This window comes from Streptomyces sp. LN549 (assembly GCF_043203805.1).
In the GTDB taxonomy this organism is placed as follows: Bacteria; Actinomycetota; Actinomycetes; order Streptomycetales; family Streptomycetaceae; genus Streptomyces.
On the sequence record NZ_JAZHRI010000002.1, the window covers coordinates 6,178,939 to 6,194,689 of the forward strand.

General features: G+C 71.7%; 2 protein-coding genes. Both read left to right on the plus strand.

The genetic code is table 11. The features are described from left to right. The first annotated feature begins 63 nt into the window (after positions 1-63). The gene (locus SH922_RS28010; protein WP_393060646.1) at positions 64-4,935 is read left to right on the plus strand and encodes a type I polyketide synthase; all 4,872 of its coding nucleotides are present in this window, start codon (positions 64-66) and stop codon (positions 4,933-4,935) included. Positions 4,936-4,983: 48 nt separating this feature from the next. Further along, on the plus strand, positions 4,984-15,747 hold the full coding sequence (locus SH922_RS28015) for a type I polyketide synthase (RefSeq protein ID WP_393060648.1): 10,764 nt from the start codon (positions 4,984-4,986) through the stop codon (positions 15,745-15,747). Positions 15,748-15,751 lie beyond the last annotated feature (4 nt).

Genomic DNA, 15,751 nt, shown 5'->3' on the forward strand with positions numbered 1-15,751 from the left:
TCGCGCACACCACTGCCGGTCACGGCACCGGTTCCGCCGGCACGGCTGACACCCGCACCGAGATTGGTTGAGGTACAGATGGCAACCCAGGACAAGCTTCGCGACTACCTCCAGCGGGCCACGGCCGACCTGCGGCAGGTGAAGCGCCGTCTGCGGGAAGCGGAGGCCAGGGAACACGAGCCGATGGCGATCGTCGGCATGAGCTGCCGCTACCCCGGCGGCGTGACCACCCCCGACCAGCTGTGGGACCTGGTGGCCGAGGGCCGGGACGGCATCACGACCTTTCCGGTCAACCGCGGCTGGGACGTGGACGGGCTGTACGACCCCGAACCCGCCACGCCCGGACGTACGTACGCCCGCGAGGGCGGCTTCCTCCACGAGGCCGACCGGTTCGACGCCGACTTCTTCAGGATGAGCCCCAAGGACGCCCGGGAGACCGACCCCCAGCAGCGGCTGCTGCTGGAGACGTCATGGGAGGCGCTGGAGCACGCCGGAGTGGACCCGCTCTCCCTCAAGGGCTCCCTCACCGGTGTGTTCGCCGGCGTCGTCTACCACGACTACGCCACCGACGGCGGCACCGGCGGCCTGGCCAGCGTCGCCTCCGGACGTGTCTCCTACACCCTCGGACTCCAGGGCCCGGCCGTCACCGTCGACACCGCCTGCTCCTCCTCCCTCGTCGCCCTCGACTGGGCGGTCAAGTCGCTGCGTACGGGCGAGTGCGACCTGGCCCTGGTCGGCGGCGTCACCGTGATGGCCACACCCACCTCCTTCGTCGGCTTCAGCCAGGAACGCGGCCTCGCCCCCGACGGCCGATGCAAGTCCTTCGCCGCGGCCGCCGACGGCACCGGCTGGGGCGAAGGCGTCGGCATGCTCGTCGTCGAACGGCTCAGCGAAGCCCGGCGCAACGGACACCGCGTGCTCGCCGTGGTCCGCGGCAGCGCCGTCAACTCCGACGGGGCCAGCAACGGCCTCACCGCCCCCAACGGCCCCGCACAGCAACGGCTCATCCACCAGGCCCTCGCAGCCGCCCAGCTCACCGCCGACCAGGTCGACGCGGTCGAGGCCCATGGCACCGGCACCACGCTCGGCGACCCGATCGAGGCCCAGGCCCTGCTCGCCACGTACGGCCAGGGCCGCCCCGCCGACCAGCCGCTGTGGCTCGGCTCGGTCAAGTCGAACATCGGGCACGCCCAGGCAGCCGCAGGCGTCGGCGGGATCATCAAGATGGTGCAGGCCATGCGTCACGGCATCCTGCCCCGGACCCTCCACGTGGACGGCCCGACGCCGAACGTCGACTGGACCACGGGCAACATCTCCCTGCTCACCGACGCCATCGCCTGGCCCGACCGCGGGCACCCCCGCCGCGCCGCGGTCTCCGCCTTCGGGCTCAGCGGCACCAACGCCCACGTCATCATCGAGGAGGCGCCGGCGGCCGAGGAGGGCGAACCCGAAGCCCCGCCCACCGTCACGTCCTCGCTGATCCCGCTGCCGCTCTCCGCCAAGACCCCCGAAGCCCTCGCGGCGCAGGCCGGTCGCCTCCTTGCCCATGTGGAGGCGCACCCGGACGAGGCGTTGGTGGATGTCGGTTATTCGTTGGCGACGACGCGTGCGGTGTTGGATCACCGTGCGGTGGTGCTGTCCGCGGACCGTGAGGCGGCGGTGCGTGCGTTGTCCGATCTGGTGGCGGGCCGGGAGTGTGCGGATGTCGTCACGTCGGCGGGTTCGTCGGCGGAGGGTCTGACGGCGTTCCTGTTCACGGGTCAGGGTGCGCAGCGTCTTGGTATGGGCCGGGAGCTGTATGAGGCGTTCCCGGTGTTCGCGGAGGCGTTCGACGCGGTTCTCACCGAGCTGGATGCCCGGTTGGGGCGTTCGTTGCGTGACGTGGTCTGGGGTGAGGACGCCGGCCTGCTGAGCGGGACGATGTTCGCCCAGGCCGGTCTGTTCGCGGTCGAGACGGCACTGTTCCGGCTGGCGGAGTCCTGGGGCGTGCGTCCGGACGCCCTGCTGGGCCACTCGGTCGGTGAGATCACGGCCGCGCATGTGTCGGGCGTGCTGTCGTTGGCGGATGCGGCTGAACTCGTCGTGGCACGTGGCCGGTTGATGCAGGCGCTTCCCGCGGGCGGGGTGATGGTGGCGGTGGCCGCGTCGGAGGACGAGGTGGTGCCGTTGCTGGGTGAGGGGGTGGCACTGGCGGCGGTGAACGGTCCGTCGGCCGTCGTGGTGTCGGGGGCGGAGAAGGAGACGCTCGCGGTCGCGGAGCACTTCACCGCGCTGGGGCGCCGGACGAAGCGCCTGAACGTCTCGCACGCCTTCCACTCGCCGCTCATGGAACCGATGCTCGACGAATTCAGGGACGTCGCCGCCCGGATGACGTATCACGCACCCCGGCTGCCCGTCGTCTCCAACGTGACGGGCCGGCTCGCCGGACCCGACGAACTGACCTCGGCCGACTACTGGGTCCGCCACGTCCGCGAAGCGGTCCGCTTCCGCGACGGCGTACGCACCCTGCACGCCGAAGGGGTCCGTGTTCTCATCGAGATCGGCCCGGACGCGGCGCTCACCCCCATGGCGGCCGACTGCCTGACGCCCGCCGACGAGACCCTGTGCGTCCCCGTCCTGCGCCGCACCCGCGACGAGGAACGCACCCTGATCACCGCCGTGGCCCATGCCCACGCGCACGGCACCTCTGTTGACTGGAACGGCCTCTTCGCGGGCCGGGGCGCCCATCGCGTCACTCTCCCCACCTACCCCTTCCAGCGCCGCAGCCACTGGCTGGAGCGCCCCGAGGCGCAGGACACGACGAACAGGGCCGCCGACCCGGCCGGGGCCGCATTCTGGGAGGCCGTCGACCAGCAGGACGTCGCCGCACTCGCCGACCGGCTCTCGGTCACCGAGACCGCACTCGCAGAGGTGCTGCCCGCGATGGCGCGCTGGCGCCGGCTCCACCAGGAGAGGGCGGCTCTCGACGACCTGCGCTACCGCGTCGTCTGGCAGCCCGTCACCACGCCCGCCGCCCCCGCCACCGCGCTCGACGCCCCCTGGCTCGTCGCCGTCGCCGAAGGACAGGCCGACACCCCCACGGTCACCGCGATCCTGGCCGCACTCATCGAACGCGGCGCCTCCCCGCACGTCATCGAAGCGGTCCCCGGACAGAGCCGTGCCGACCTCGCCGAACGGCTCGCCGCACAGCCCGCCGCAGGCGTCCTGTCCCTGCTCGCCCTCGACGAACGCCCCGAACCCGAACACCCCCATCTCACCCGCGGCCTCACAGCCACCGTCACCCTCGTGCAGGCCCTCGCCGACACCCCGGACGCCCCCAGGCTCTGGTGCGCCACGCAGTCAGCCGTCGCCACGTCCCGCTCCGCCGAGCTGACCGCCCCGGCACAGAGCCAGTTCTGGGGCCTCGGTGGCGGCCTCGCCCTCGACCACCCCGACACCTGGGGCGGCACCGTCGACCTCCCCGCCGAACCGGGCTCCGCCGACCTGCGCCGCCTCTGCGACGTGCTCTCGGGCGCCACCGGCGAGGACGCGGTGGCCCTGCGCTCCGACGGCCTCCTCGCCCGACGCCTGGTCCGTGCCCCCCTGGGCGACCGCACCCCGGTCCGGGCCCGCCCGTCGCACGGCACCGCCCTGATCACCGGCGGCACCGGCGGCCTCGGCGCCCACGTCGCCCGCATGCTCGCCGCCGACGGCATCCCGCACCTGCTGCTCCTCAGCCGGCACGGCGACGCGGCCGCCGGCGCCCGCGAACTGGCGGCCGAACTGGAGGCGGGCGGCACCCGGGTGACCCTCGCCGCCTGCGATGTCACCGACCGCGCCGCACTGGCCCGGGTCCTCGACGCCGTACCCGAGGAACTGCCCCTGACCACCGTCGTGCACGCCGCCGGTGCCATGCAGCGCATGGCACCCCTCACCGAACTGACCGACGACGAGTTCGCGGCCGTCGGCCATGCGAAGGTCACCGGTGCCCAGCACCTCGACGACCTCCTCGGTGACCGCCCCCTCGACGCCTTCGTGCTCTTCTCCTCCGGCGCCGCCGTCTGGGGCAGCGCAGGGCAGGCCGCCTACGCCGCCGCCAACGCCCACCTCGACGCCCTCGCGCACCGCCGCCGCGCCCGCGGACTCACCGCCACCTCCGTGGCCTGGAGTTCCTGGCAGGGTGGCATGGTCGACGCCGAACTCAGCGCCGTGATGGAGCGCATCGGCGCACCCGCCATGGACCCCCACCTCGCCATCGGCGCACTGAAGCAGGCCCTGGAGCACGACGAGAGCCATCTCGTCGTCGCCGAATTCGACTGGTCCCGCTTCGCCCCCACGTACACGCTCGCCCGCCCCCGCCCGCTGCTCGACGCACTCGACGACGTGACGGAGATCCTCTCCGCCGAGCCGGACTCCGCGGCCTCCGGCGCGGACGGTCTGATGGCACAGCTCGCCGGCCTCTCCGTCGCCGAGCGCGGCCGTGCGCTGCTCGACCTCGTACGCACCCGCGTCGCGACCCTGCTCGGCTACGACGCACCCTCCCAACTCGACCCGCAACGCGCCTTCGAGGACCTCGGCTTCGACTCCGTCGCCGCCGTGGAGCTCCGCCAGGCCCTGACCGCCGCCACCGGCACCCAGCTGCCCGCGACGCTGGTCTTCGACTACGCCACACCCACCGCGCTCGCGGACCACCTGCACACCCGGCTCTTCCCCGACAGCGACGACACGGCAACGCCGATCCTCGCGGAGGTCGACCGGTTCGAGGAACTGGTCGGGGCGCTGGACATCGAGGAGATCCGCAGCAGCCGCATCACCTCACGGCTGCAGACCCTCCTCGACACCCTGACCACCCTCCAGAGCGGCGAAACGGGGGTGGCCGCCGTGCGGGACTCGCTCGACGAGGCCTCCGCCGACGACGTCCTCGCCTTCATCGACCAGGAACTCGGCCTCGCCTGACACGGGCACGCTGCCGGCATCTGACCCAAAGGACTCGGTGAGACCGATATGGCCAACGACGAGAAGATCCTCGACTACCTCAAAAAGGTGACCGCCGACCTGCACCGCACCCGGCGCCGCCTTCAGGACGCCGAGGCCGCCGCGCAGGAACCCATCGCCATCGTCGCCATGGGCTGCCGCTACCCCGGCGGGGTGACCACCCCCGAGGAACTGTGGCACCTGGTCGCCGAGGGCCGCGACGCCGTATCGGGCATGCCAGACGACCGGGGCTGGGACCTCGACCAGCTCATGGGTGAGGACGCCTCGCAGCCGGGCACCAGCTACGTCCACCAGGGCGGATTCCTGCAGGGTGCGGGTGACTTCGACGCCGGGTTCTTCGGCATCGGCCCCATGGAGGCGGAGGCCACCGACCCGCAGCAGCGCCTCACCCTCGAAGTCGCCTGGGAAGCCTTCGAACGGGCCGGAATCGACCCGGAGACCCTGCGCGGCGGCCGCGTCGGCGTCTACATGGGATCCGGAATCCAGGACTACGGCGACTTCCCGGAGGGCGTACCGGAGGCCGTCGAGGCCTACATGGCCACCGCGCGGGCCGCTTCCGTCATCTCCGGCCGCATCTCCTACACCCTCGGCCTCGAAGGCCCCTCCTTCACCGTCGACACCGCCTGCTCGTCGTCGCTCGTCGCCCTCCACCTCGCCGCACAGGCTCTGCGCCAGGACGAATGCAGCCTCGCACTGGCCGGCGGCGTCATGGTCATGTCGACGCCCGCACCCTTCGTCGCCTTCAGCAAGCAGCGCGGCCTCGCGCCCGACGGACGGTGCAAGGCGTTCTCCGACAGCGCCGACGGCACCGGCTGGTCGGAGGGCGCGGGCATCGTCCTGCTGGAGCGCCTCTCCGACGCCCGCCGCAACGGGCACCCCGTGCTCGCCGTCATCCGCGGATCGGCCATCAACTCCGACGGGGCCTCCAACGGCCTCACCGCCCCCAGCGGCCCGTCCCAGCAGCGCGTCATCCGCCAGGCCCTCGCCAACGCCCGTGTACCCGGCGCCCACGTCGACGCCGTCGAGGCCCACGGCACCGGCACCACGCTCGGCGACCCCATCGAGGCGCAGGCCCTGCTCGCCACGTACGGCCAGGACCGCACCGCCGAACAGCCCCTGCGGCTGGGCTCCCTCAAGGCCAACATCGGCCACGCCCAGGCGGCGGCGGGCGTCGGCGGCGTCATCAAGATGGTGATGGCCCTGCGCAACGGCCTCCTGCCCAGGACCCTGCACGTCGAGCAGCCCTCCACCCACGTCGACTGGACCTCGGGCAACGTCAGTCTGCTCACCGAGGCCGAACCCTGGGCGCAGCACGGCCACCCGCGTACCGCCGGCATCTCGGCGTTCGGGCTCAGCGGCACCAACGCCCACGTGATCCTCCAGGAGGCACCGGCGGAGGAACCGGCGCCGGAACCCACGGCGGAACCTGCCGCGGCCCCTGGCGCGACCGAGCCGGCCACGGAGCTCCGCCCCGCTCCCTTCACCTCGTCGCCGGCCCCGTTCCTCGTCTCCGGCCGCAGCGCCGCGGGTCTGCGCGCACAGGCGGGGCGGCTCGCCTCCTTCGTACGGGACGGAGCCGGCGCCACCGCCCGCCCCCAGGACATCGGCCACGCCCTGGTCGCCAACCGCACCGCGTTCGAGCACCGTGCCGTCGTCCTCGACAACGGGACCCCTCCGGGCACGGACGGCACCGAGCCCACGCCCCTGCTCGCCGGCCTGGACGCGCTCGCGGAGGGCGCCAAGGCACCGCACGTGATCCGGGGCACCGCCACCGGCCCCGCCCAGGTCGCCTTCGTCTTCCCCGGCCAGGGGTCCCAATGGGTCGGCATGGCCGTCGAACTCCTCGAATCCTCACCGGTGTTCGCCGACCGTATGCGCGAGTGCGCCGACGCGCTGGCCCCCTTCACCGACTGGGACCTCCTCGACGTCGTCCACCAGCGCCCCGGAGCGCCCACCTTCGACGAGGTCGACGTCGTCCAGCCCGTCCTGTGGGCCGTCATGGTCTCTCTCGCGGCCCTCTGGCGCGCATGCGGTGTGGAGCCCGCCGCCGTCGTCGGTCACTCACAGGGAGAGATCGCGGCCGCCTGCGTCGCCGGGGCTCTCTCGCTGGAGGACGGCGCCCGCGTCGTCGCACTCCGCAGCAGGATCATCCGCCAGGACCTCGCCGGGCGCGGCGGCATGATGTCGGTCGCGCTGCCCTCCGCAGAGGCCGAGTCGGTGATGCGCGGCTGGGGCGACCGGCTCCAGATCGCCGTGGTCAACAGCCCCGCCTCCACCGTCGTGTGCGGTGAGACGGAAGCCCTCGACGAGCTGTACACCCACCTGGAGTCACAGGGCGTGCAGGCCCGCCGGATACCGGTGGACTACGCCTCGCACTCGGTGTTCGTCGAGGAGATACGCGAGCGCCTCCTCGCAGAGATCGCCGAGGTGACACCGCGCCCGTCCACCACGACCTTCTACTCCACGGTGACCGGCGGCCCGCTCGACACCACCGCACTCGACGCCGGCTACTGGTACGAGAACCTGCGGCGCACCGTGCGCTTCGAGGACACCACCCGGGCCATGCTCGACGACGGTTTCACCCTCTTCGTGGAGGCCAGCCCCCACCCGGGCCTCTTCATCGCCATCGGCGAGACGGTCGCCGCGACATCGTCCGGCGCCACCGCTGTCGGATCGCTGCGCCGTCACAGCGGCGACCCTGCGCGGTTCGCCCAGTCACTGGCCGAGGCCTACGTACACGGTGCCCCGGTCGACTGGAGCCTCTTCTACGACGACGCCGCGCCCACCGCCCGCGTGGAGCTGCCGACGTACGCCTTCCAGCGTGAGCGCTACTGGGTCACCGCGCCCACCGGTGCCGGCGACGTGCTGACCGCCGGTCTCGAACCGGCCGGCCACCCGCTGCTCGGCGCACGGATATCGGCTCCGGACACGGACGCGCTCAGCCTGACGGGCCGCCTGTCCCTCGGCACGCACCCGTGGCTCGGCGACCACCGCGTGGGCGACGCCGCCTTCTTCCCCGGCACCGGACATGTGGAACTCGCGATCTACGCCGGTGACCAGGTCGGCTGCCCGGTCATCGACGAACTGACGCTGGAGACCCCGCTGATCGTCCCCGAACGGGGCGGCGTGGCGGTACGCGTCACGGTCGGCACGGCCGGCGACGACGGCCGCCGCCAGGTGACCGTGCACGCCCGCCCGGAGGACGGCGACCAACCGTGGACCCGCCACGCGACCGGCATCCTCGCGCCGGCGAAGCCGGCCTCGGGGGCGAACGGCTCCGAGAGCGCCGACTGGGCCTCGGGCCAGTGGCCTCCCACCGGTGCGGAGCCGGTCGACCTGGACGGGTTCTACGACGGCATGGCCGAGGAGGGCCTGCGCTACGGGCCCGCCTTCCGCGGACTGAACGCGGCCTGGCGCTCGGACGGCGACCTCTACGCGGAGGTCGCCCTCCACGCCGGAACTCAAGCGACCGACTTCCAGCTCCACCCGGCCCTCCTCGATGCGGCGTTGCATGGGGTGGCGTTGTCGGGTGCGGTGGGTGAGGGGGCTGCGTTGCCGTTTGCGTGGTCGGGTGTGTCGTTGGGTGTGGTGGGTGCGTCGGTGGTGCGTGTCCGGGTTTCGGTGGTGGGTGAGGGCCGGGTGTCGGTGGTCCTGGCCGATGCGGGTGGTGGTGTGGTGGCGTCGGTGGGCTCGCTGGTGCTGCGTGCCGTGGGCGGGGAGCGGCGCGCCGTCGCGGAGTCGGGCGTCCGGGGATCGCTGTTCTGCGTGGAGTGGCCCGAGGTGGCCCTGCCGGACGCGGGAGCCGTCGACGGTCTCTCCGTGGGGCGCTGGTCCGATCTCGTGGGCTCGGACCGGGCTGTGGTGCCGGATGTGGTGGTGTTCGATTCGACCCGCGCCGGTGTCGGTGCCGGTGGGGTGGGGGCTGGTTCCGCGGGTGGTGTGCGGGATGCGGTGTGCGAGGCCCTGGAGGTGGTGCAGGAGTGGCTGAGCGATGAGCGCTTCGGCGACGCGCGGTTGGTGGTACGGACGGTGGGCGCCGTGGCGCTGCCGGGCGAAGGCCTGGCGGACGTGGCCGGCGCGGCGGTGTGGGGGTTGGTGCGGTCGGCGCAGTCGGAGAACCCGGGACGCCTGGTGCTGCTGGACAGCGCCTCGGGTGCCACGGCCGACGAAGCCGCACGGGTGGTGGCCCTGGGCGAATCGCAGGTGGTGGTGCGCGAGGGCCGTGCCCACCTCGGCCGGCTGGTGCGCGCGACGCAGCCGGCCGATGAGGTTGAGAACGAGGGCGTGGAGTTCGGTTCCGCGGGGACGGTGTTGCTGACGGGCGGTACGGGGACGCTGGGCCGGGTGTTCGCGCGTCACCTGGTGGTGGAGCGTGGAGTGCGGCGGCTGGTGCTCACGAGCCGGCGCGGTGCCGGGGCCGAGGGCGTGGCGGAGCTGGTGGAGGAGCTCGCGGGCTGGGGGGCCGAGGTCGTCGTGGAGGCGTGCGATGCCGCCGACCGGGCCTCTCTGGAACGGCTGTTGGGGGCGATTCCGGTGGATCGGCCGCTGGTGGGTGTGGTGCATCTGGCGGGTGTGCTGGACGACGGGGTGATCGGTTCACTGACGGCGGAGCGGGTGGGGGCGGTGCTGCGCCCCAAGGTGGATGCGGCGTTGAACCTGCACGAGCTGACGCGGGGCATGGACCTCGCGGCCTTCGTCCTCTTCTCCTCGGTGGCCGGCACCTTCGGCAACGCGGGCCAGGGCAACTACGCCGCCGCGAACGCGTTCCTGGACGCGCTGGCCACGTACCGCAGAGCGGAAGGACTCCCCGCCCACTCCCTCGCCTGGGGCTTCTGGGACGAGGCCAGCGGGATGACCGGCAAACTGTCCGGTGCGGAACGCTCCCGCATCTCCTCCGTCGGTGGCGTCTTCCCGATCTCCTCGGAGAGCGGTGTGGCTCTGTTCGATGCCGCGCTGCAGATGACCGAACCGGTGATCGTCCCGGTGCACCTCGACCTCGCCGCCGTACGGGCCCAGGGCGACAGCAGCCGCGAGCTCTTCCGCACCCTGGTCCCGGTCGTCACCCGGCGCAGGGCCACGGGCCACGTCGAGGCGAACGGCCTTCAGCAGCGGCTCGCGCGCCTCGCCGAGCCCGAGCGCGAAGCCGCCATGCTGGAGGTCGTCCTCGAGCAGGTCGCCTCCGTCCTCGGCTACAGCTCCCTCCAGGCCATCGAGCCGGAGAAGGCGTTCAAGGACCTCGGCTTCGACTCCTTGCGGGCGGTGGAGTTCCGTAACGCGCTGGCCGACGCCACCGCGCTCCGCCTCCCCGCCACAGTCGTCTTCGACTACCCCACCCCCGTGGCCCTGGCCCGCCACCTGCTGAGCGAGGTGTCCGACACCGACGCTCCCGCGACGGCCACCCTCGCCGCGGTGCGCACGAACCCCGCCGCGCACGCCGACGACCCGATCGCGATCGTGGGCATGGCGTGCCGCTACCCGGGCAACGTCGGCTCACCCGAAGCGCTCTGGCAGGCCGTGACCGAGGGCGCCGACCTCATCTCCGACTTCCCGACCGACCGGGGCTGGGACCTGCGGAAGATCTACGACCCGGAAGGCACACGGCCGGACACGAGTTATGTCGCCCGCGGCGGGTTCCTCGACGACGCCCCCGGGTTCGACCCGGCGTTCTTCGGCATCAGCCCGAACGAGGCCCTGATCATGGACCCGCAGCAGCGACTGCTGCTGGAGACGTCCTGGGAGGCGTTCGAACGGGCCGGTATCGACCCGCTCTCCCTCAAGGAGAGCCGGACCGGCGTCTTCGCCGGAATGATGTACCACGACTACGCCCACAACGCGAGCACGGGCGGCATCGCCTCCGGCCGGATCTCCTACGTACTCGGTCTGGAAGGCCCGTCGATGACGGTGGACACCGCGTGCTCCTCGTCGCTGGTGGCCCTGCACCTCGCGATCCAGGCGCTGCGCTCCGGAGAGTGCTCCCTCGCGCTGGCGGGCGGCGTGGCCGTCATGTCGGAGCCCGAGGTCTTCGTTGAGTTCAGCCGTCAGCGCGGGTTGGCGAAGGACGGCCGGTGCAAGTCGTTCGCGGGTGCCGCGGACGGTGCCGCGTGGTCCGAGGGCGTCGGTGTTCTGCTGGTCGAGCGGCTGTCGGACGCCCGGCGGCTCGGGCACGAAGTCCTGGCTGTGGTGCGGGGCAGTGCCGTCAACCAGGACGGTGCGAGTAATGGGCTGACGGCTCCGAACGGTCCGTCGCAGCAGCGGGTGATTCGTGCGGCGTTGGCTGATGCGCAGATTTCGTCGGATCAGGTGGATCTGGTGGAGGCGCATGGGACGGGTACCCGGCTGGGTGATCCGATCGAGGCGCAGGCGTTGTTGGCGACGTATGGGCAGGGGCGTCCGGAGGGTGATCCGCTGTGGCTGGGGTCGTTGAAGTCGAACCTGGGGCATGCGCAGGCTGCTGCTGGTGTGGGTGGTGTGATCAAGGCGGTGGAGGCGATTCGGCATGGTGTGTTGCCGAAGACGTTGCATGTGGATGTGCCGACGCCGCAGGTGGACTGGGCTGCGGGTGCGGTGGAGTTGTTGACGGAGTCGCGTGCGTGGCCGGAGCGGGATCGTCCGCGTCGTGTGGGTGTGTCGTCGTTCGGTCTGAGTGGGACGAACGCGCATGTGATCGTGGAGCAGGCTCCGGTGGTGGAGGAGCCGGAGGCGGTGGCCGTCGCTGAAGTGCCGGTGGTTCCGGTGGTGTTGTCGGCGCGGAGCGAGGCCGGGCTGTCGGCGCAGGCCGGGAAGTTGCTGGAGCAGATGGGGGTCTCCTCTTCGCTGTTGGATGTGGGCTTCTCCTCCGTGGTGTCACGTGCGGTGCTGGAGCATCGTGCGGTGGTCGCGGCGTCGGACCGTGAGGAGTTGGTGCGGGGTCTGACCGCGCTGGCGGAGGGTGGTGTCGCGGCGTCTGTGGTGCGTGGGTCGGTGCGGCCGGCGGGCAAGGTCGCGTTCTTGTTCACGGGTCAGGGTGCGCAGCGGCTTGGTATGGGCCGGGAGTTGTATGAGGCGTTCCCGGTGTTTGCGGAGGCGTTCGACGCGGTGCTCGCGGAGCTGGATGCCCGGTTGGGGCGTTCGTTGCGTGACGTGGTGTGGGGTGAGGACGCCGGCCTGTTGAGCGGGACGATGTTCGCCCAGGCCGGTCTGTTCGCGGTGGAGACGGCGTTGTTCCGGCTGGTGGAGTCCTGGGGTGTGCGTCCGGACTTCCTGGTGGGCCACTCGGTCGGTGAGATCGCGGCCGCGCATGTGTCTGGTGCGTTGTCGTTGGCAGATGCGGCTGAACTGGTCGTGGCGCGTGGTCGGTTGATGCAGGCGTTGCCGGCCGGTGGGTCGATGGTGGCGGTGGAGGCGGCGGAGGCTGAGGTGCTTCCGTTGCTGAACGGTGAGGTGGGCATCGCTGCGGTCAACGGGCCGCGTTCCGTCGTTGTCTCGGGTACGGAGGCGGCGGTTGCTGATCTGGTGGAGAAGTTCGCCGGTCAGGGCCGTCGTACGAGTGTGTTGCGGGTGTCGCATGCGTTCCATTCGCCGTTGATGGAGCCGATGTTGGCGGAGTTCGGGGCGGTGGTGGCCGGGTTGTCGTTCGGTGCCCCGTCGATTCCGGTGGTGTCGGGTGTGTCCGGGGATCTGTCGGAGGGTTGGGGTTCGCCGGAGTACTGGGTGCGGCATGTGCGGGAAGCGGTGCGTTTCGCGGATGCGGTGTCGTTCGTGGTGTCGCGGGGTGTGACGTCGTTCGTCGAGGTGGGTCCTGACGGTGTGCTGAGTGGGATGGCGCAGCAGTCGGTGGACCCGGAGTCGGTGACGGTCTTCGTCCCGCTGGTGCGCAAGGGCCGCCCCGAGCTGCCCACGGCCGTAGCGGCGTTGGGTCAGTTGCATGTGGGCGGTGTTCCGGTGGACTGGGCCCGGCTCTTCGAGGGCTCGGGTGCCCGCCGCGTCGATCTGCCCACCTACGCCTTCCAGCACCAGAACTACTGGATCGTCGGCGAGCAGCGCGGTACGGACCTCGAATCCATCGGACAGGAGTCTGCGGGCCACCCCCTTCTGAGCGCGGTGGTGTCGTCGCCCGAATCGGACAGTGTGGTGCTGACCGGTCGCCTGTCCACCGGATCGCACCTCTGGCTTGCGGATCACGCAGTCGGTGACACCACCCTCTTTCCCGGCACTGGTTTCGTGGAACTTGCGCTGAGAGCGGCACACGAGGTCGGCTGCACCACTCTGGAAGAGCTGACCCTCGAAACACCGCTGGTTCTTCCGGACCACGGTGGCGTCGCCCTCCAGGTCGTCGTCGGCTCTCCCGACGAGTCCGGCCGGCGAGCGGTCACCATTCACTCGCGGGGCGAGGCGACGGACCTGCCGTGGGTGCGGCACGCCACCGGTTCGCTCGTCGTCGTGGCCGATGCCGTCGGCGCCGAGGACGTGGCGTGGAGCGCGGGGCAGTGGCCGCCGGCGGGTGCGGAACCCGTGGACCTGGACGGGTTCTACGACGGAATGGCGGAAGCGGGCCTGCGGTACGGTCCGTCCTTCCGCGGACTGAGTGAAGCCTGGCGGACCGACGAGCACGTCTTCGCCGAGGTGGGTCTCCCCGAAGGCATCGAGCCGGGAACCTTCGCACTCCATCCGGCGCTGTTTGATGCGGCGTTGCATGGGGTGGCGTTGTCGGGTGCGGTGGGTGAGGGGGCTGCGTTGCCGTTTGCGTGGTCGGGTGTGTCGTTGGGTGTGGTGGGTGCGTCGGTGGTGCGTGTCCGGGTTTCGGTGGTGGGTGAGGGCCGGGTGTCGGTGGTCTTGGCCGATGCGGGTGGTGGTGTGGTGGCGTCGGTGGGCTCGCTGGTGCTGCGTTCGGTGGACGGGCAGCGGCGTGCGGTGGCGGAGTCGGGTGTGTCGGGGTCGTTGTTCTGCGTGGAGTGGCCCGAGGCGGCTCTGCCGGACGCGGGAGACGCCGACGGCATCTCGGTTGGGCGTTGGAGCGAGGTGAAGAGCTCGTCGAGCGTCGTCGTGCCGGATGTGGTGGTGTTTGATTCGCTGCGCGTCGGTGGGGTGGGGGCTGGTTCCGCGGGTGGTGTGCGGGATGCGGTGTGCGAGGCCCTGGAGGTGGTGCAGGAGTGGCTGAGCGATGAGCGCTTCGGCGACGCGCGGTTGGTGGTACGGACGGTGGGCGCCGTGGCGCTGCCGGGCGAAGGCCTGGCGGACGTGGCCGGCGCGGCGGTGTGGGGGTTGGTGCGGTCGGCGCAGTCGGAGAATCCGGGGCGTGTGGTGTTGCTGGATGGTGAGGTGGGTGACCTCGCCGAGGTGGCACGGATGGTGGCGCTCGGCGAGTCCCAGGTGGTTGTACGGGCGAGCCGTACACATGTGGCGCGGCTGGAACGTGCCCTGCCGTCTGCGGAGGACACGGGAGGCGTGGAGTTCGGTTCCGCGGGGACGGTGTTGCTGACGGGCGGTACGGGGACGCTGGGCCGGGTGTTCGCGCGTCACCTGGTGGTGGAGCGTGGAGTGCGGCGGCTGGTGCTCACGAGCCGGCGCGGTGCCGGGGGCGAGGGCGTCGAGGAACTGGTCGAGGAATTGGCCGGTTGGGGTGCCGAGGTGGTGGTCGAGGCGTGTGATGCGGCTGACCGTGAAGCGTTGGCCGGTGTGTTGGGGGCGATTCCGCTGGATCGGCCGTTGGTGGGTGTGGTGCATCTGGCGGGTGTGCTGGACGACGGGGTGATCGGTTCGCTGACGGCGGAGCGGGTGGGGGCGGTGCTGCGTCCGAAGGTGGATGCGGCGTTGAACCTGCACGAGCTGACGCGGGGCATGGACCTCGCGGCCTTCGTCCTCTTCTCCTCGGCTGCCGGAGTCCTCGGCAACCCGGGGCAGGGCAACTACGCCGCGGCGAACGCGTTCCTGGACGCGCTGGCCACGTACCGCAGGGCCGAAGGGCTTCCCGCCCAGTCCCTCGCCTGGGGTCCCTGGGCGGACGGCGGCATGACGGACACCCTGCAGAGCGCCGACTCCCAGCGAATGCGCCGGACCGGCATCGAAACCCTGTCGGGCGAGGAAGGGACCGCCCTCTTCGACGCGGCCGAGACCTCCGGTGGGGCCGCACTCGTCACCATGCGCGTCGATCTCACAGGACCGGGGGCCCCGGAGCCGGACGACCTGCCCGACCTCTTCCGAGGACTGGTACGGCCCAGCGGCCACCGAACCACCGACGCGTCGGCATCCGGCGCTGCGGCGTTCCGCAGGCGGATGACCGCCCTGACCGACAACGAGCGCGCGGAACAGGTGCTCGACCTCGTACGCGCCCACGCGGCCGCGATTCTCGGATACGCGGGTCCCTCGGCCATCGAGCCGGACCGGGCGTTCAAGGAGCTCGGGTTCGACTCGCTGGCCGCGGTGGAGTTCCGCAACGGACTGGCCCAGGCCACAGGACTGCGCCCACCGGCCACGCTGGTCTTCGACTATCCGAACTCGCGCGCGCTCGCCCAGTACCTCGCGGACGAACTGCGTCCCGATTCCCCCACGGACGACGAGGCCGTCGGGGAGGAGCGGGTCCGACGCATTCTGCAGGGAATTCCCCTGAGCCGGCTCAGGGACGCAGGACTGATGGAAGTCCTCTTCGAACTCGCCGGTGCTCATGACGAGCCGGCGAATCCGGCGGGGGGAACGGACGAGCCTTCGCCCGACTCCATCGACTCGATGGATGCCGAGAGCCTGATCAGCATGGCGCTCGACGGTTCCGGCCTTGACGACGCGACGCAGGGAATGTGAGTGC

Coding starts and splice junctions, on each gene's coding strand:
- SH922_RS28015 (WP_393060648.1), top strand. CDS start 4,984: ATGGCCAACGACGAGAAGATCCTCGACTACCTCAAAAAGGTGACCGCC.